This window comes from Cellulosilyticum sp. (assembly GCF_982396655.1).
This window is the reverse complement of sequence record NZ_CEVXFV010000010.1, coordinates 1-17,465: the sequence shown is the minus strand read 5'-3', so window position 1 is coordinate 17,465 and position 17,465 is coordinate 1. Positions and strand designations below refer to the sequence as shown.

The window sequence follows — 17,465 nt, the reverse complement described above, 5'->3', positions numbered from 1 at the left end:
TTCCCCTATATCCCTACTAGATCTATCACAACTTGATTTGTCTTTTGATAATTGTTGTGATAAAAATCTACCAACTGCAAATAATAAGGTATATCCATAGCATAAATCTCGCTAAGTGATAACTTCTTTGCCCCTGGTAAAAGCTCTTTTGTCATTAAGGATATAAATATCCTCTTTATGCTATCTTCCAGGGGTTCATCATTGAGGGGATGCTTTACCACCCTTTTGTAATGAGTTATCTATGTTTTGTTTGTCTTTCACAATCATTGCACCTGTTTCATTAAAGACAGATACTATTGTCGACAATACTTTATCTAACTCAATTCCTTGTAAGAAGTCATCAATTGAAAACTTGTTACCATAAACTTTGCATACAAAATCAATTAATTCATTTAATGAATCTTTATCAATTTCACCTACAAGTTTATTTGACTTCTCAAAGAACTCTTTGTAAATTAATCCATTTAAATGTGTACATACGTAAGTTTTTTCAATATGTGCATTTAAAAAAGCTACATTTTTATCAATTTCAGATAATCTTGTAGCTTCTTGTTCGTTGACTTCTCTACAATCTAGTATTGCATTTTCAAAGATTTTTTCTTTTTCATGTTCTAGAAAAGTAATTTTTTCAAGTACCTTTTTATCTTTTAATACTAACTCCACTTTTTACACCTCCTGTAATTTACTTGGATTCTCCTGTAATTCATATGGCTTTTCAAAATATTTTTCTTGCTTCTCTTTTGTAAAATTTTCATCACTTGTCATAACCGAATGTTTCCACACACCATCTCGCATACGTGCACAACCACTTCCCTTTATAGTTGGTGTCTGATAATTTGTTTTATTTGAATCTGTTTGTGCTGAATCATCTGGTTCGACAAAAGAAATTTTTGTAAGCCAAAAGAATTTTTCTTCTCCATCATCACATGTTCCTACTCCACCAATCGCAACAAATGGTGGAACATCCGTGTCTCTTTTGATAACACCACCAAAATTAAGGTCTCTTTCATGTCCAAATAAATCTGCTTCAATTTCATCTGTCATATTTGCAAATCCTAGCTCAATGTTGAACTCATTCATTCGGTTTGATACTTTTTTCAACCTGTTGTTTGCATATAATTTTTCGCTACTTGCACTTGGTGAAATTTTACATAAAATTGCATCTGGAAACTTCTTCACTTCTGCATTATAAATTTCTTGTGCATCATCTTTCATTACACAATACACTAAATCCCTTAAACCTGTAATAACACTATCTGCCATTATACATCCTCTTTTCGTATGAAAACTCAAGTGGTACATGATATACCGTAGGTGTTATATCATCCTCAATCATCAAATCACCACTTGGTAAAAATTTAAATCCATGTTCTTTAAGTTTCTTCTCAACTTCCTCTGCAACATCATCTATAAGCGTTGCGTCTTGGGTATAAATATCTACATCAATATAAAAAGTCCTGGTCTTTTCAGCATTGCTGCCAAAAAGATTAGGACTCTTAGTAATGCAATTATATACAATATATGGATCTGTACTTGGATTTGGATTATATGCCCTGGTCACATCTAATTTAAGACTTTCCAGGGCTACATCAATTAACGCTGCTATTTGTTTCACTTTCTAAGCTCCTGCTCTATTATTTCTTTTGTTTTCTCAATCATTTCTTGCTTACATTTGTAAAATGATGGTCTCAGAAACGGGTATTTCTTCCCTTTCCATGAAGCACATCCACGTTCTAAAATACGTACAACATGTGCCCTGTTGCTTTTATAAGCGCCTACAAGCTTATATTTTTCACCATCTTTAGTTAATACACCAGATGCTTTTAAGCTATCTCGTGTTCTCCCTGTATCTACATTGATTGTATTTTTCATCGTATCTAATAATATTTCAGCTTGTGCATTTACAATCTTGTTTTGCACCTGCTCTGCGTTATTCCCCATCTTATCTATAAGGTTCATCACCTCATTCAATCCTTCTATTTCAATCAAATTTAATCACACCTTTCGCATATTACATCTAAAAATACATTTTTTTCTTCTATGTTATTGATAGAAATAATATTATAAGATTTATCTTTATACATAATTCTCATTTTGCTTGTTAGCGTATCTAAGTAGTGCATTTTTATGAATAAAGTCTCTCTATTAAGTGTTGTATTGAATTGTGCAATTTCTTCTGAGCTAATGTGACGAATGTATGCTTCACAACTATACACCTCTTGCCATTGTTCTTTTTTGATACCGTTAACCTTTTGTGTTGTAAGCTCTTGAATATTTATAGATTTATCAAATTTACCTATAGGCTGTGATAAATCTATATAAGACATACCACAACTAGATGAGTACTCTACTACATAAAATAATGTTGCATCTACTTCCATCACACCACCTGGTGATATTTTTTCTATTGCTACTGTTGGTATGCCTATACTTAGATAAGATGTTATGACACCTTTTTTATTTTGAATGTTAACATCATTATCTTTTTCTGAAGCCATCAGGCAACATGCTACTAATTCACCATTAATAACATGTTGCTCTGCAAATTCTCCCATACAAAATGTCTGCAAATCGGCTTCTAATTGCTTTTCAAATTCTAACATACACCTGTTGCAACCACAAAAGAATCTACATCATTTGGCGATGGCAATGGTCTTGATGTAAGTTTTAATATTTCAACTTGTGACTGTTGATTTACTGTGTAGAGTGGCACACGTTTTTCTTCATAAGTCAACCAACCTTTGTCTTGCTCAAGTTGAGTTACTGCACCATAGTTCATGGTTCCTTGACCACTTGGTCCAATAATTACTGTACCACTTGGAAGTAATTGTGTAGCTGTTCCTGTTCCTTGGTCTACAAGATTTGAGTAAGAGTATACTTCAAGGTTATACTTTGTAAATCTACCTATGAATGTAGCGCCTTTTCCTTTGTATGTAGGTTCTTGAACTGTACCTGCTTGTGCACGTCTTTGTAAAATCTTATCTACATAAGTATTATTAGAAAATGCTTCTGCTGCATCAGGGTCAAGAACAACAATATCAGGTGTATTTGATGAATTTTGAATCACATATTCGTCAATCCATTTTTCAATTACTTTAATTGGATTAACTGTGCTTGCTTCTTTAGTTGAATCTTCAACAGATGGTTGTCGTAAATTCCACTTTTCAGTTTTTTTAACTTCAACTAAATTTGTAAATCCATAGTCAATATTAAATTTACCTGCTACATTTCCAGATTCATCTACTTCATCAATATCTACACTTGCACCTAAAAGTACTTTAGCTGCCATGTACTCCTCTGTATATATGATTTTCTTATCTAAATCAACAAGATCCTTTGCAAGAATTTCTTGCGCTCTTTGTTGCGCTGATTTCCCGCTGATAAGACTTTCTCCTGGTGTACGTTTTTTAATATCATCACCTGTAAGCGTTCTAAATGGCGCTACTCTTGGCGTTGTAATCTCTCTTGTTTGGTAACCGCTTCTCTTATCGAGGGAACCATTAACATATGGTGCAACAAGAGGTGCCATTGTTTTTCCACCTTTGACAACATCAACAAGTGCCTTTTCTGTCATAAAGGTTTCTACATTTGGGAAGAATGTGTCTCTTAAGAATGTAAATGGTTCATTATAACCTTGAATTGCCTGTAACATAAAATGTGTTTCGTAAATATTTAACATAATTTCTCTCCTTATTTCACAAAAATACCTAAATTTTTAAGTGCTACTTTGTAGTCAGATACGTTAACAGATTCTCCAACTTTAATTTCATCAGCACTAAATGAGCCTGTAATATACATTAATGCCTGTGTTGTTTCTGATTGATCTTGAACTACATCCTCACATAAAATACCCACTGGTACATCTGAACTAAGTGTGCACATGTCACCAGTGGCATTAATTAAAGTTCCTCTTAATAATGTTTTTGCTCCTACTGCAATTGTTACTGCTTCTGTATCTATTGGATGAATGTTATCCGCAATAAGATTGTCAGGCACCATTGTTCCAATTACTTGTGATGATTTACCCATTGTCTTCTTCCCCCATTCATGATATTTGCCATATTTGCTAAGGCTGATTGTTTTTCTTGTTCATCTGTATTTTGTGGTACAGGCGTAGAATTAATATTATTCACACCACTTTCTAAAGCATCTTCTTGAATTGCTTTACCTTGTACCTTATTGATTTCTGTTTGTGCATTAAGAATGTTAATCGCAACCTCCCCTGCATTAAGACCATTTTCAATACCTTCTTGAATTTGTGCTTCTACACCTGGTCTTGTAAGTGCATTAATTGTTTGAATACGTTTTCTTTCATTTTCTACTGCTTTCTGCTCTAGCTCATTACATAAATCAGGATATTGTGCTTTTAAGTCTTCTACACTATTCATTGTTTCATTCTCCTTTTCTTTATCTTTAATTGTATTTGTTACAATTTGACCCAACCCTTTATTTTCTAATAATGCTTGTTTTACATTTTCAACACTACCTAAGCTTAGTAATTTATTTATAATTTCTTTTTTTGCTTCATCTTGTGCCGAATTGTAAACCTTGATTTTAGAACCATTGTTTCCTACAATTTCATCAATCAAGCCCATTTCTAACATCTCTGAAGATGTAAACCAGGTTTCTTTTGCCATTAAATCAAGTAGCTCCTGCTCTGATTTTCCACTTTTCGTTGTATAGGCTTGTACAATAGTCCTATCAACTTTATCTAAAAAGTCTCTAGTATGTTCATGATTGTGCTGATTCCCTCTTGTAGATGTACTGGCACCATGTATCATCATCATTGCCATTTGTTCAGCTACTACTTTGTCACTTGCAAGTGGTATAAATGAACCACAACTAGCTGCTAGTCCAACAATATGTGATAATGTGCACCCTTGATATAATCTAATGCTGTTAAAAATCTCATACCCAGCCCATACATCACCACCTGGTGAATTAATGAAAAATTCCACATCCTCACCTTGTGCATCTTCTAAGGCTTGATTGATTTTACCTGGTGACGTATATTCTAGCTCTAACCAATCGTAAATCCATGCCATATCATTACTAATAATGTCACCCTTTATATCAATTCTCTTCATTTTCTTCTTCCTCAACTTGTACCATATTCATTCCTAACCCTGGAATTTGTTGTCTTACGATTTCTTCTCTTATTCGTTGACGATTATTTTCAAAGAAGTCACTTCCATTAAGCTCCACTGCTTCTTGCTGTCTTGTACTTAATCCTTCTTCAATTCGTATCTTTGCACCATTAGCTTCCTTTACAGGATCAAGTTGTCCCTGTGATGGTCCATTCCAACTACACATCGAATAAGCTTTGCGCACTAATGGGTCTTGGAAAAATCCTGGTGCATAAATTCTTCCTTTTGCAACTGCTTCTGCAAGCCATTCATCATAAATTGGCTGACAGAAATCATTTGATAACCATGTTCTATACATACGAAATGTCTTCCATGCTTCTAGCAACGCTCCACGTGATGCTGAATAACTGTTTGTGAATTGTTTTAAGAGAAGCTCTGGTGGTATTTCAATAGCTGCACCTATTTGTCTACATAAACTTGATACAAAACCATCAAAAGCTGTGTTTGGCCTTCCTGGATTTGCCATGTTAGCTTTCTCACCTTCATTAAGTGCAATAATTGCACCACTCCCTAGTGACATTTCACTTGATAAATCTTCATCCTCGTACTGCTCATTACCTTCGCCTATTTTTTGTTCTGGAGAAGGCGTTTCAATAAATACGGTAAACATCCCACTGATTACAGCTGCCATAAGTTCAGCATCCGTATAGCGCCCTAACTGCTTAATGGCTTCAATAACAGGAGAAAGTAAGGGAACTCCTCTGTTTTGACCTATACGTTCTTGCATCATGCAATGTAAGACATTTCTTCTTCCTGTCTTAGAGCCATATGCCAATACCCTGTGCCATTCTTTAGTTTCTGAAAAAGACTTAGGATGTACATTACATATGTGATAAGCTACGATTTCTCCTCTTGCATTTCGTTCTACACCTTCTACTACTGAATTAATGTTTTGATAGCTACAATCCATCGGATTACAAACTCTATCAGCTTCTATTAATTGCACACGTAAATCATATGGGCTATTTGGCCTTTTGAAAAATGGTAATAACGCAAATACATCACCATTCATAAGCCACGACATAAACACCAATTGTTGCATTTCATAGAAATTGTTAATCCTTTCAGCGTCACAATTTGTTGATTCTGCCCAAAGTTTAAATTCTCTGAGTGTATTACATTCCCATGTTGCTGCTTCTTCTTCTGTAAGGCCTAAGAATTCAGCATCAATATTGGGCCTTGGCTTTAAGCCACTTCCAACAACATTTGTTCGTGTTGTTTTTAGTGCACTTGTTGCAATTGGTGCACCACAGTATGTATCCCTAGATTTTTGACGTAGTTCATCTACATTTAAGTCAATGTCTTCTTTTGGCCCTTTGCTATGCCAGAACCAATGCCTTTGTGCTTTTCTACTGCTATTAGCCCCATAATTGCCATAGCCGTATCCAGTTCCATTAAGTACTTCTAACTTTCGCCTTGAACATACTCTTTTTAATGCAACACCTGGTGCAATTGCTGCTATGGTTTTATCTAGTAAATTCACTACTTTCTCCTTTCTTGCATAATTTTAGGGATATACCCTTTTACACGATATATCCCTACTCATACATTTTTTTAAGTTCATCATTTCTTTTTGTATTTGCTTCTATAAGCTGCTCATACTTAGCAACTTCAAGCTTATATAGTTTTTTATACTCTTCAACTAATATATGTATTTCTTTCTTGAATTCTTTTTCTAATCTTCTTTTTACTTTTAATTTGTTTGTTGCTCTAATTTTCAAGCCATATTCTTTTTTTAATGCATCTATTTTACACTTTTGTTCACTGGCTATTTTTCTAATGAATTGCTCTTGGCAAACGGCTTTTTTAATGTTACATCTTAACTCTTCATCCGTTACAGTTATAACATATTCTGAACAACACCCCTTGCACTCTAAATACGTTACTTCTATGTCACCAAATCTATGTTTTAATTGTTCTGTACTCACTTCTGACTTACAATTATCACAAATAATCATATTTACACATCCCTTGGTACTGCTCTATATATTCTTGTACGTGATCTACTTTTAGAAGCTGCTTTTGCTTCCAATACTTTTTTATTCCAATACTCTATGGAATCTCTAACTTCAGTTAAATTTGCTCTTGTTAGTGTTCTACTTCCATTTGTTGTTGCCAATGTATAAGATTGTCCAGTGGCTATTGTAAGCTCTGCTTCAAGCCATACATTCAAATGTTTTTCTGCTGTTTCAAGTGATATTGACATCTAACCAATTCCTTTGCTTAATATTCTTCTTTTTTTCTTTTTTACACTTTGCTTTTCTACATATGTGCCTTCTGCCATCCTACTTTTAAGTGATTTCCAGTTAGGATTAAGTATTTTTAATGCTGCTCTTGCATAATTTCTTACATCTAGTGGCTCATTTCTTACACCACTTTTTTTAACCCATGTTGCTTTTCCAACACCATTAACCATTTTAACTACTAAACTTTCTGATGTAATTCCTTTAAAGTAATCTATTCCATAACCTTTTTCATACTCACTTGGAAAATGGCAATAACCAGGTCCTTCATTTTCTATTTTCAGGTTAGAAATAATTGTTTCCTTACCTGCATCTACTCCAATTGTAAATAATGCTGCTTTTTCTCTATTATTTCTACTTACAGTGCTTACAAAAGGCACGCTCTCGCCACCTTTCCCTTTGATCGCAAAAATTCTTCTTACTTCTCTTGGTTTTGTAAACTTATAGACTTCTTGAGTAAAGTGACCACCACTATCTTGGCAAGCACAAGAAATTCTTATCTTTCTACCGTCTTCAAATTGGAACTCGGTTTTTAGGTACTCATCTAGTTCTTGCCATATCTCTGGTCTATGTAAGTCACCATAAATGACTTTGTACTGAATTCCCCAACTTTCTTCATCTTCATTCCATCCCACCACTTCTATTTCAAATCGGTCGTCTTGAGTATCTATACCAGCTGTTAAAACAAGTACACCCTCTGGTACTTCACAACCATATTCTTCTCTTCTATCAAAGAGTACTTCTTCATCTTGTCCATCCCCACGTTCCTCCCATGATTCGCCTAACGCCGTGTTTACCCAAACTTTAAGTGTTTCCGTAGACTTCTTAGCTGTTTTAAAGTCCTCTATAATTTCAGACCATCTTTTCCATGGTGATGCCATTTCATTAAGGTGAAAGCCTCGTTTTTTTCTTTCAGGAAAACGTGCAATCCACTTTCCTTTTCTTGCTTTCCACTCGTACTCTTGATGAAGAGTACCACAATGTTTACATGTCATTGTAATAGAATCAAAGTTTATACGTCCCCATTCATAAGGCTGTAATTCCTTACATGATGGACAGTACACATGCCACTCTTCCATCGTGCTATCTTCATATTCCATTTCAATACGTGATGCACCTTTAATTGTTGGTGTAGATACATATACTTTTTTCTTGTTCCAGAAGGTTGTTGTACGTTTTGTTGCTAACATTAACGGGTCCCCTTCTGTTCCTGCTGAAACAGGATACCTATCAACCTCATCTGCTAATACTGCTCGTATAGGTCTACTTGCAAGTGAAGATGGTGAATTTGCACCAGCCATTGTAATGTGACCACCTGGAAATGTTTTATGTAATAATGTATTACCACTATTTCTAGCTTTTGCATCTCCAATTCTTTCACTTAATACAGATGTGTCTCGAATCATTGGTGCTAGTCTATCTTTTGAAAAAGCTTCTGCCATTTCAAGTGTAGGTTGCAATAATAATATGGGTGACGGGTCGTAATGTACATAGTAACCAATTATATTCAAAAGCAATTCCGTCTTTCCTATCTGGGCACTTGTCATTACAACAACTGTATCAACCAGTGGATCACTAATGGCATCCATTATTTCACGTTGATAAGGTGCTCTATCTGTCACCCACTTACCAGGTTCGGCAGATGCTTCCTTAGATAGTTGTCTATATTCATCGGCCCATTCACTTACTGTAAGCTTCTTGGGTGGTTCAACTACTTTTGCTATTTTAGCAAATAATGAAAAAAGTGCTTGTTGATTATCCATCAGCAACCACTCCCTTTAAATCTATATATGTTTCATGCTTAAATACCTTAGGATCATATTCGCTAAGTTCTTTTAGTGCGTTATAAATTTCATCTCTCAACATAGCTTCAATAGCTGTTATATCATCTGTAACACTTGCCTTAGGTGCTACTTTGCTAGGAATTGAAAGCACTCTGGACCTAAACGCTGATAACATTTTTGTCATCTCTCTTTCTACATCCTCTGATGCATGGCATTGACCTTTCATAAGTGCTACTTCTAGCTCTGCTTTTTCTCGCTTTGCCTTTTCAAGCAATGTATGCTCCTTATTAAACTCTTCTGCCACAGATGTTGTTTCACTAACAGTATCATTTCTTGCCTTTAAGAATCGAATATAATCTCGAACTGTTGGCACTAATTCAAAACTACCTTGTTTTATTTTTGTAAGAATACCTTCCTCACATAATTGTCCAACTCTTCGTGTCGTTACATCAAACATATCTGCAACAACTTTTGTACTTACAATTAGCTTTTCACCATCCATAATCTTTCCAGACATCATTTCACCTCATTTCCGTTTTTTGATTGTTTTTCGGAAGGAAGTAGAACCCTAAAAAACCCTATACCTAGAAAAATGGTGGGGTTGTACGCACCCGCAGGCCTTCCCCTCTGTCACAGTACCTTAAGCCATTGATACTCAACGTTTTTACTTTTTTCACTCGTTCACTCCTTTACTCACTTGTTGGAGTTTTTTAATTAATCATTTCAAGCTTTGACTTCAAATTGTATCTCGTGTATACATGAAAAAGCGGAAATGACATCTTTTTTGGGTTCCTATGTACAAATTGCACAAATGCCTTTTTATTACTTTCATACCATTAGTACACCCTCCCCTACCCTTAAAATATTGATTATCAAAACTTTTCTTCACTTCTAATCCACTTTTATTTTAGTTGACTTATCTTACTAATCTGTTAACCAAATATTTTTTTATTCCCTTAAATGAAGAAACTCATGTTTTTCTCTACTTTACTTAACACACTCTCAATATGTTAATATCTCTTTTTGAACGACAATCCCTTCATTAATGCATCTTTTGAATCCTGATTTACTCCTATGTATCTTTTTGTTATAGATGGGTCACTATGATTTAATATTTCTTGTATAGCTACTACATCATATGTTGCTTTGTACAACCAATATCCAAAAGTTTTTCTTAATGTATGACATCCTATTTTATCTGTATATCCAAAATAAGCTGCTGCTTCATTTAGTATTTTCCATACTGTTTGTCTTGAAATATATGGTGTCTTACCAGTTCCTTTAACTCGTGGGAACAAGTAATCATAATCATGTTTATTTTTTATATATGGTTTGAGTGCTGACTTCAGTTCATCGTTTATAGGGAATCGTTTTTCTTTATCTGTTTTCATTTCTCTCAGATATATATAATCCTTCCCTCGTACATCTCTGACTTGCATTGGAAGAATATCCGAAATACGTAAGCCACTATATATGCCAAACAAAAATAAGATATAATCTCTTTCATTTCTTTCTTTCAAATAATCTGCCATATTTAATATGATTGTCTTGTCCCTAATCGGCTCTACTGTATTTATACCACTCATCCCTTTCTTCTAAATAACAAAAGGTAATAGCTTGATTGCTACTACCCTTAATAATTCGTAATAATTAACTCACCATATTCTTTTCTAGCTTTCTTTTCTCTCGATACAGAATAAGGAACATTTACTTCTTCTATATGAAAATCTTTATACCATTCTCTAACTTGCTCATGGTCATTTATTGTAACCATAAACTTACCTTGAATATTTGCTAAGGTATCTCTTAATAATAAATGCTCCTTTTGGCCAAACTCATTACCATAACCTGTAGTTTCAAAATATGGTGGATCACAAAAGAAAAAGCTATGTGGCCTATCATATCTTTTGATAATATCCTCAAAGCTTTTATTTTCAACATAAGTATTTCTAAGTCTTTCTTTTACATCCTTTAATACACCCTTATAGAAAATATGTGGTGCTGGACCTTTATTGGTTCCATAGCCATATGTTGAACCTTTACTCGCAAAGCTTTGTGAAATTAAGTATAAAAAACGCACTGCACGTTGAATCTCTGTTAGGTACTCCACAGTACAGTGCTTATACTCTTCAAATATATCTCTTCCTGAAAACTCATATTCTAGCTGCCTTTCAATTTCAGGTGCATGATATTTAATCATCTTGAACATATTGATAAGCTCTTGATCTATATCATTAATCGCTTCTGCTTTACTTGGTTCTTTTCCAAAGAATACCCAACCTGCTCCAAAAAACGGTTCTACATAACACTGATGCTCTGGTATTCTTTCTATAATAGTCTTTCTTAATTTTGATTTTCCTCCCATTCTTGGGATAGGTGGTTTTAACATTTGTATTTCGCTCCTTAAACAAGTTTTAGGGTTAAATCATTACGTACACACCTGCTTTAGTCACTGATACAAAATTGTACACCTCTTACCAAAATTTTACCCATATAAAAAGGCAATAGCTCTTTAATTTGAACTATCGCCTTTTACTGTAATGTAATCACTGTGTACTTCTCTATCTCTCTTGATAGATAACAATTACCTTTTCTTATTTTGGTATAATACAATAATAACACACTTTTTCCTAAAAAATTCCCCTACTTATTTTCCACGACTATTTTTCCACGACTTATTTTCCACGACTTATTTTCCACGACTTATTTTCCACAACTTTTTTTATCCTACTTTTTTCACCCTATTATACATAATTCCATTTGCTGCTGCTCTTAATGCAACCTGTATAATAACATCATTTCTTTTATCATAGTATGTACTTTTTTCCATATTGAGCAATCTTAATATCTTAGCCACACGTATTTGTTTGTTGTATGTTAGATCAATTAATCTTTCATACTCTGTATCTACAAACTCACTTACCACATCTTCAACAGTTTTTACCCATTTGCTTTCTTCTGTTTCTGCTAATTCGATTAGGCTTAATGCTGCTCTTTCAACTTTACTTTCATTACCAGTACTCATACTTCCACCAGTTTCTTCACCAAGATGTAACATCTTTACACCATGTATAATGTCCTCTTGTTGTAATTCCAGCTGCTCTGCCACCTCATAATGCTTATATAAATAATGTTCAACTTTCTTATAAAATTTCTTTTCTAAAATCATCTTTACCCTCCCTTTTTATAATCTCTCCATCTAACCTAACCTTATATCATCTTCTAAAATCTCATATGTACGATATTCTACAATTTCTATTTCTTCTTCAACATACCCATTACTAAAATAAACAGGTACATTGCCATGAGCATCCACTAGCTCTTGTAATTTTTTAATTAGTTCATTTGCTAACATAAGTTTATCCTTTCTAACTTAATTTTTTACTAAATCTGGGTTATGATATATATTTCCAAATACTTCTATCTCACACTCATCCATAAACCACATAAAAGGTTTTAACCATGTTTCACCTTCTTCATCAGCATACTTTATACTATATGTTTGGTCTTCAAAACATACTTCTCCATATATTTCTTCTACTTTCCATATCTTTTTTCTACTGCAGTTATCGTAATGTGTAATCTTTGCATGTACAATGTCACCTTCATATATTTCTACACCATTCTTATCTTTAAGTCCTGTATACTGCATAATATCAATATCTTTTAAGTAACGAATATCATTATGTTCATCTAATATATATTCTTCATTAACATCCTGGCAATTTGACTTAAATATGATTGCATCAACTTTTACCATTTCATGCATATCTCTATCCCATGCTCTAAATTTAATGTCTTCCATTAGAATCCCTCCAAAACATCATTTTATTTAAATCAATTCAAGTTCCTCTTGTAACTTACGTACCTTTTTAAACTTACATTCAATAACAGCTACTATTTCATCAGGCCACAAAACAACCATGCTCTTTATGCTATCTATATTGTCATAACAATATAAATTCTTATAGCTTTTGTTATCTGGAATCCCAATTAATTTCTTTATGCTTATCTTATTCTTTATTGATGTAAGTTCACTTATTTCAGCCTTTAATGTATCTATTTCAGCTTTAATACTGTTCGCTCTTTCTAATTCTTCAAGTGTCATGATTTCCACCTTTCTGAACCATCCGGAACAACCGGATAGTTCAATATCAGATTTTATTGTCTTAAAAACTCAATAGCTTTTTTGTATTTCTCTAATCTTGCCTTATCTTTTGGTGTAATATCCTTCAATCTATTTAAGTCACTGTTATGTGTTAAATCTGCAATCTTTACATTAATAGCAACTTGACTTTCATATGCCTTAATGTTTTCAATGTACTTCTGATAATTCACTCCGTCATGACTTAATATCAAAACATCATTAATTAAATCTCTATCAATTCCAATTAATAGAAGATCCTCTTTTGTAGCATCTGTATCCTCAATTACGTCATGGAGCACTGCTACAATCTTTTCATCTATTGTATTTACCATATTCATAACGGCTAAAGGATGTAGAATATATGGCATACCAGCTTTATCATGTTGCCCACTATGCTTATTAGTTGCAAATATAATGGCATTTGTTAACTGCTCTTCCTTATTCATGACTTTCTCCTCCAAACTTATATTTTATTTTGCTTCTCCTAAAATTACGCTGCATTTAAGACCTGCTTTTAATCTTCTTTCTCTTTTTTCATATTCTTCAAAATTTCCTGTTTCATGTGCTTTTAGAAGTAATTCCTCATTTAAATCAATATACTTTCTTAAAGCCTTTTTTAATTTCTTATATTCGTTCATGTTACCTCCTATTAAATCTCTGATTTTATTTGTCGTAATAAGGATGATCCTTAGCGTAATGGATTTCCTTATTACTTTCTTTCAAGTCCATTTCAATTGCTTTAGCTGCATAAGCATATCCCATTGTGTCGCAAGCATAAATGCCTCCATCTGTTCTATTATTCTTATTACACTCTGGACATTCTATAGTACCTCCTGGTTGATAATCTTGAAACCATATCAACCCACAATTACTACAGCAATATTCTCTCTTATATCCCATCTTCTCACACACTCCCAAATTTGGATTTTATTTAGATTCAATCATGTTAATCAGATTATGCAAATCATTTAATGATAAATCTACAAAATCATATTCTTCTGTTTCATCATTGTGATATCTTCTTATAACAACCCTGTTAGGTACGTTTGGACAGTATGCGTACTGCTCATGCTTAACCATGCCTCCTGTATCACCTATTCTTTCCATGCACTCACCTCCACTTAAACAAATTCTTATTTGTAACTATAGATTAAACTCTTTCTTCAAATCTCTAGCAACATCCATCAAATCTTTAAACCTTAAATCCATCTTGCTAGAATCCAGCAACACTAAATGTCTTACTAAATCCTTAAAAGCATTTCTGTCATCCTCTTTCTCCTGCAGGTCCTTTTCTAACTGCTCCGGATTAAGTGCATACTTGCTGCTGTGGTTACCTGATTGCTTTCTCATGTTGAAGTCCTTTCTGTCTCAAGTTCAATGATATGGTAAACAACATTGCCTATCATTTGCTTAGCAAACTCTTTGCCTTTTAAAATATCTATGTAAGTCTCAGACGCTTCTGTGACCTTTTCCATAACTTCAGGTGTAGCAATGTTAGGCTTATTTTTAACCAGTTTCCTGTAAGCCTTTAGAAGCTTTGAGCATTTCTCTAATACATCATCTTCTTCCATCATCCACCTCCTTCATGAACTGCTTCCAAAATGGAAACAGTTCAAAATTCATTTTGATTAACTTAAAACCCATTCCATACAAGTTCATTATTATATTTAAAACACTCCTTATCATTACAATCTTCCGGTGTAAGATCAGCTATTCTTTTCCTGCTCCTTGATATATAAAGCTTGCTCCTAATCTTTGTATTAGGCTGCTCTCTTTCTAACATCTCGTCAAATTCAACCGTCTTATCATACTCCTCTTTGTGATGTTCTTTAATGTGTTGGAAGAAATAATTCCTGTGAAACGGACAAAAACAACAAGCACTTGCCTTTGTTTCTAAACCCCATATATCTTTTATATATGCGTAATTGTCCTTTCTCTCTAGGTTCATATCACATAGAGGAAACTTATTAACAAACATCTTGTGCGGATTATCTTTGCACCTGTGCTTCTCCTCTATCGAAAACCCAAGATGCATCTCGTGTGCTTTCATATCCTCTTGTTTAGTTCTTTGTCCTTTTTTGTATCCAAGCAATTTCATTCTTGTAAACTTAATCATTATATTTATCTTGTAGTCCAATGTACAATTTCTCATCATCTTTCCTTTTTTACCGTTCTCGTCTACAGACCAAAAAGGTATAGAAACAACTCTTGAATTTCCAAAGTTATTAAGATAGTCATCATATAATTTGCTCTCGATTATATAAAAAGGTATTCCAGCCCATTCACAAGCTTCTTTGATAAAATTTACTTGATCTACTACCCATTTAGGTTCAAGACCTAAATCACAAAACAAAATTGCATCATATATAGGTACTTGCTCTTCATATGTAAAATCGAATCCTACTGATTTACCTTCTGTTATTAACTTGTTAGCACATGACATCAATGCTAATGCTGTGCTTTGCATTCCAGCACCGCAGCTTAATATTTTCATATGTGTATAGGAGATCTATAGATTTAAGGGCCCACTCTTTTCCTCCTATTCTTTAGTTGATAAAAAGTCAATTTTATCTCTTATATTCTTCAGGTAATGGCATCCAAGCTATTACTTTTTCATCTACAACATTGTTGTAAATATCATCAGGATTAAAATGCCTGTACTCCCACCATCCTTCAGGAATATAATAAGTATCAGTTTCTTCGGCATATGTATACTCAATATCATTCCATGACCATTCACTATCATCTTCTGCAATAGTTCCGTCTTCATACATTGCTGTTGTAATTGTTCCTCTTTCTGTTATGATCAAAACCTCTTTCTCAACACCTGGTAACTTTTCATTTACATCAATCCATGTTCCCATTTCTATTCTCCTTTTCAAATATTAATTTGTACTACTTCCATCCTTTTCTACTTAGCAAGCATGTCCTAAGATATACCTCTATTTCATCTTGCTTATATGTTTCTTTAACTAAATCAAATAGTCTAAACATACACTTGCTACGTCCTTTTATATCATCCTTCTTTAATTTTTCCTTAATCTCTTGCGACCAAAACATGTTATACACTGTAAAGTAATCGTTAGGAGTTTTTACAGCTCTCCTATATTCGATTATTCTATTATCGTGTATCCATATAAGGCCCCATTCATTAGGTATAAATTCCATTCCCTCATTCATGTGCTTGTCTGTAGTAACTAAGTAGTTATAATCAAAAGCTTTACTGTACTTTTCAATCTGATTTGTAAGTCTCATGAATGTATCATGATCTGATTTTATTTCAAATCCAACCATGTAGTCTTCGCATATTCCAACTACATCAGCTACAACTGTACCATGGTCATATATCTGTTTTTCCTGTATAACCTTATTAAAGTGTAATTCTAACTCTGGTAACAGTAGTGCTCTGATATCTTTATCTAGCATACTTCACCTTCTCAAAAGCAAATTTTATTCTAATCTTTCTCCTGATTCTATTGCTTCACGTTTCTTATTATCAAGTTCTGAAATATACTCATTGTACGCATCAATCTCTGAAAATCCTTCACAATTAAAAGTATCTTCTACTGATAGATCAAGAATTACATTATCTCCTGTTAAATCACAATTGCATCCAAATTCTTTATCTAGGTTTTCACACTTCCAGCATCTTTTATCTTCTTCTCTTTCTTCCATGACTTACCTCCATCTTCTTTAGTACATATCTGTACTTTTTTCTAATAGGCTTAAGCAAGTAATACTTACACATTTCAATATTATCTTGTGTACTCATTAGCAATGCTGTCCTCCACTTCATTCAACACACTATACATATCTTCTGTACTTAAACTAAATAGTTCATCTAATAGTTTCCTTAGCATATTTTCTCCTTTCTGAAGCTTATGCTTGACCAGATTTTCAAAAAGTCATTTTATAAGTTTAATTGTCCTTCTATTTCACATTCTTCCTCTTCTTCATCTTCTTGGCATCCATTTTCCAACCACTCTATGAAGCTTTCAATGTTGTCTTCTCCTTCGTAAACTCCGTAGTATAATCCTCCAATAATTTCTGCTAATTGCTGATTATCTATATTCACTTTTTTACACCACCTTCAAAAAACACTTTTATTTGTTTAATACCTGGCTAACATTTTTAATCTTTAATG

31 protein-coding genes are annotated in these 17,465 nt (G+C 33.6%); all 31 read right to left on the bottom strand.

The window, feature by feature from the left end; all coding sequences use genetic code 11:
* Nucleotides 1–5 precede the first annotated feature (5 nt).
* The 31 genes from AC1VAQ_RS06200 to AC1VAQ_RS06050 all read right to left on the bottom strand — a co-directional run bounded on the left by AC1VAQ_RS06200 (nucleotide 6) and on the right by AC1VAQ_RS06050 (nucleotide 17,396).
* Nucleotides 6–155, bottom strand: a complete 150-nt coding sequence (locus AC1VAQ_RS06200) for a hypothetical protein (protein ID WP_302599733.1) — start codon at nucleotides 153–155, stop codon at nucleotides 6–8.
* Nucleotides 156–198: 43 nt separating this feature from the next.
* Nucleotides 199–663: a phage tail assembly chaperone G gene (gpG, locus tag AC1VAQ_RS06195; RefSeq protein ID WP_479903637.1), complete on the bottom strand. Its 465-nt coding sequence runs from the start codon at nucleotides 661–663 to the stop codon at nucleotides 199–201.
* A 3-nt stretch (nucleotides 664–666) separates the two neighbouring features.
* Entirely contained in the window at nucleotides 667–1,263 is a 597-nt protein-coding gene (locus AC1VAQ_RS06190; RefSeq protein ID WP_302599731.1) for a major tail protein, read from the bottom strand.
* Nucleotides 1,253–1,615 (bottom strand): hypothetical protein, encoded by a 363-nt coding sequence (locus AC1VAQ_RS06185; protein WP_302599729.1) that lies wholly within the window; start codon nucleotides 1,613–1,615, stop codon nucleotides 1,253–1,255. Before AC1VAQ_RS06185 ends, AC1VAQ_RS06190 begins: the two co-directional genes overlap by 11 nt.
* Nucleotides 1,612–1,989: an HK97-gp10 family putative phage morphogenesis protein gene (locus AC1VAQ_RS06180; RefSeq protein ID WP_302599727.1), complete on the bottom strand. Its 378-nt coding sequence runs from the start codon at nucleotides 1,987–1,989 to the stop codon at nucleotides 1,612–1,614. Before AC1VAQ_RS06180 ends, AC1VAQ_RS06185 begins: the two co-directional genes overlap by 4 nt.
* Before the next feature lie 2 nt (nucleotides 1,990–1,991).
* The gene (locus AC1VAQ_RS06175; protein WP_302599726.1) at nucleotides 1,992–2,603 is read right to left on the bottom strand and encodes a phage head closure protein; all 612 of its coding nucleotides are present in this window, start codon (nucleotides 2,601–2,603) and stop codon (nucleotides 1,992–1,994) included.
* On the bottom strand, nucleotides 2,597–3,679 hold the full coding sequence (locus AC1VAQ_RS06170; protein ID WP_302599725.1) for a major capsid protein: 1,083 nt from the start codon (nucleotides 3,677–3,679) through the stop codon (nucleotides 2,597–2,599). The genes AC1VAQ_RS06175 and AC1VAQ_RS06170 overlap by 7 nt, the downstream gene beginning before the upstream one ends.
* Nucleotides 3,680–3,690: 11 nt before the next feature.
* Complete coding sequence (locus AC1VAQ_RS06165) at nucleotides 3,691–4,029, bottom strand: hypothetical protein (RefSeq protein WP_479903636.1); 339 nt, start codon at nucleotides 4,027–4,029, stop codon at nucleotides 3,691–3,693.
* Nucleotides 4,008–5,087, bottom strand: a complete 1,080-nt coding sequence (locus AC1VAQ_RS06160; protein WP_479903635.1) for a head maturation protease, ClpP-related — start codon at nucleotides 5,085–5,087, stop codon at nucleotides 4,008–4,010. The genes AC1VAQ_RS06165 and AC1VAQ_RS06160 overlap by 22 nt, the downstream gene beginning before the upstream one ends.
* Nucleotides 5,074–6,630 carry a phage portal protein gene (locus AC1VAQ_RS06155; protein ID WP_302599722.1) on the bottom strand — a complete coding sequence of 519 codons (1,557 nt, stop codon included), beginning with the start codon at nucleotides 6,628–6,630 and terminating at the stop codon, nucleotides 5,074–5,076. The genes AC1VAQ_RS06160 and AC1VAQ_RS06155 overlap by 14 nt, the downstream gene beginning before the upstream one ends.
* A 55-nt stretch (nucleotides 6,631–6,685) precedes the next feature.
* Entirely contained in the window at nucleotides 6,686–7,105 is a 420-nt protein-coding gene (locus AC1VAQ_RS06150) for a hypothetical protein (RefSeq protein WP_302599721.1), read from the bottom strand.
* 2 nt (nucleotides 7,106–7,107) lie between these two features.
* Nucleotides 7,108–7,353 (bottom strand): DUF6148 family protein, encoded by a 246-nt coding sequence (locus AC1VAQ_RS06145; protein WP_302599720.1) that lies wholly within the window; start codon nucleotides 7,351–7,353, stop codon nucleotides 7,108–7,110.
* The gene (locus AC1VAQ_RS06140; protein WP_479903634.1) at nucleotides 7,354–9,153 is read right to left on the bottom strand and encodes a phage terminase large subunit family protein; all 1,800 of its coding nucleotides are present in this window, start codon (nucleotides 9,151–9,153) and stop codon (nucleotides 7,354–7,356) included. It lies immediately after the preceding gene.
* On the bottom strand, nucleotides 9,146–9,691 hold the full coding sequence (locus AC1VAQ_RS06135) for a hypothetical protein (RefSeq protein ID WP_479903633.1): 546 nt from the start codon (nucleotides 9,689–9,691) through the stop codon (nucleotides 9,146–9,148). Before AC1VAQ_RS06135 ends, AC1VAQ_RS06140 begins: the two co-directional genes overlap by 8 nt.
* 493 nt (nucleotides 9,692–10,184) lie before the next feature.
* A complete protein-coding gene (locus AC1VAQ_RS06130) occupies nucleotides 10,185–10,760 on the bottom strand; it encodes a site-specific integrase (protein ID WP_330697641.1) in 576 nt (191 codons plus the stop codon).
* 47 nt (nucleotides 10,761–10,807) lie between these two features.
* Nucleotides 10,808–11,563: a DNA adenine methylase gene (locus AC1VAQ_RS06125; protein ID WP_302600304.1), complete on the bottom strand. Its 756-nt coding sequence runs from the start codon at nucleotides 11,561–11,563 to the stop codon at nucleotides 10,808–10,810.
* A 333-nt stretch (nucleotides 11,564–11,896) separates the two neighbouring features.
* Nucleotides 11,897–12,343 carry a hypothetical protein gene (locus AC1VAQ_RS06120; RefSeq protein WP_302600305.1) on the bottom strand — a complete coding sequence of 149 codons (447 nt, stop codon included), beginning with the start codon at nucleotides 12,341–12,343 and terminating at the stop codon, nucleotides 11,897–11,899.
* Between the two features lie 30 nt (nucleotides 12,344–12,373).
* On the bottom strand, nucleotides 12,374–12,529 hold the full coding sequence (locus AC1VAQ_RS06115; RefSeq protein WP_302600306.1) for a hypothetical protein: 156 nt from the start codon (nucleotides 12,527–12,529) through the stop codon (nucleotides 12,374–12,376).
* An 18-nt stretch (nucleotides 12,530–12,547) separates the two neighbouring features.
* Nucleotides 12,548–12,979: a YopX family protein gene (locus AC1VAQ_RS06110; protein ID WP_302600307.1), complete on the bottom strand. Its 432-nt coding sequence runs from the start codon at nucleotides 12,977–12,979 to the stop codon at nucleotides 12,548–12,550.
* A 27-nt stretch (nucleotides 12,980–13,006) separates the two neighbouring features.
* Nucleotides 13,007–13,282: a hypothetical protein gene (locus AC1VAQ_RS06105; protein ID WP_302600308.1), complete on the bottom strand. Its 276-nt coding sequence runs from the start codon at nucleotides 13,280–13,282 to the stop codon at nucleotides 13,007–13,009.
* 53 nt (nucleotides 13,283–13,335) lie between these two features.
* On the bottom strand, nucleotides 13,336–13,767 hold the full coding sequence (locus AC1VAQ_RS06100) for an HD domain-containing protein (RefSeq protein ID WP_302599670.1): 432 nt from the start codon (nucleotides 13,765–13,767) through the stop codon (nucleotides 13,336–13,338).
* A gap of 24 nt (nucleotides 13,768–13,791) precedes the next feature.
* Nucleotides 13,792–13,959: a hypothetical protein gene (locus AC1VAQ_RS06095; RefSeq protein ID WP_302600309.1), complete on the bottom strand. Its 168-nt coding sequence runs from the start codon at nucleotides 13,957–13,959 to the stop codon at nucleotides 13,792–13,794.
* Between the two features lie 25 nt (nucleotides 13,960–13,984).
* Complete coding sequence (locus AC1VAQ_RS06090) at nucleotides 13,985–14,221, bottom strand: hypothetical protein (RefSeq protein WP_302600327.1); 237 nt, start codon at nucleotides 14,219–14,221, stop codon at nucleotides 13,985–13,987.
* Nucleotides 14,222–14,248: 27 nt separating this feature from the next.
* Nucleotides 14,249–14,428, bottom strand: coding sequence for a hypothetical protein (locus AC1VAQ_RS06085; protein ID WP_479903632.1), 180 nt, complete (start codon nucleotides 14,426–14,428; stop codon nucleotides 14,249–14,251).
* A 36-nt stretch (nucleotides 14,429–14,464) separates the two neighbouring features.
* Nucleotides 14,465–14,671, bottom strand: a complete 207-nt coding sequence (locus AC1VAQ_RS06080; protein ID WP_479903631.1) for a hypothetical protein — start codon at nucleotides 14,669–14,671, stop codon at nucleotides 14,465–14,467.
* On the bottom strand, nucleotides 14,668–14,892 hold the full coding sequence (locus AC1VAQ_RS06075) for a hypothetical protein (protein WP_479903630.1): 225 nt from the start codon (nucleotides 14,890–14,892) through the stop codon (nucleotides 14,668–14,670). Before AC1VAQ_RS06075 ends, AC1VAQ_RS06080 begins: the two co-directional genes overlap by 4 nt.
* A 62-nt stretch (nucleotides 14,893–14,954) precedes the next feature.
* Nucleotides 14,955–15,815: a hypothetical protein gene (locus AC1VAQ_RS06070; protein ID WP_479903629.1), complete on the bottom strand. Its 861-nt coding sequence runs from the start codon at nucleotides 15,813–15,815 to the stop codon at nucleotides 14,955–14,957.
* Nucleotides 15,816–15,888: 73 nt separating this feature from the next.
* Complete coding sequence (locus tag AC1VAQ_RS06065; RefSeq protein WP_479903628.1) at nucleotides 15,889–16,185, bottom strand: DUF551 domain-containing protein; 297 nt, start codon at nucleotides 16,183–16,185, stop codon at nucleotides 15,889–15,891.
* Between the two features lie 31 nt (nucleotides 16,186–16,216).
* On the bottom strand, nucleotides 16,217–16,747 hold the full coding sequence (locus tag AC1VAQ_RS06060) for a sce7726 family protein (protein WP_479903627.1): 531 nt from the start codon (nucleotides 16,745–16,747) through the stop codon (nucleotides 16,217–16,219).
* A gap of 24 nt (nucleotides 16,748–16,771) precedes the next feature.
* Complete coding sequence (locus tag AC1VAQ_RS06055; protein WP_479903626.1) at nucleotides 16,772–16,996, bottom strand: hypothetical protein; 225 nt, start codon at nucleotides 16,994–16,996, stop codon at nucleotides 16,772–16,774.
* Nucleotides 16,997–17,231: 235 nt separating this feature from the next.
* Nucleotides 17,232–17,396 (bottom strand): hypothetical protein, encoded by a 165-nt coding sequence (locus AC1VAQ_RS06050; protein ID WP_479903625.1) that lies wholly within the window; start codon nucleotides 17,394–17,396, stop codon nucleotides 17,232–17,234.
* Between the last annotated feature and the right edge of the window lie 69 nt (nucleotides 17,397–17,465).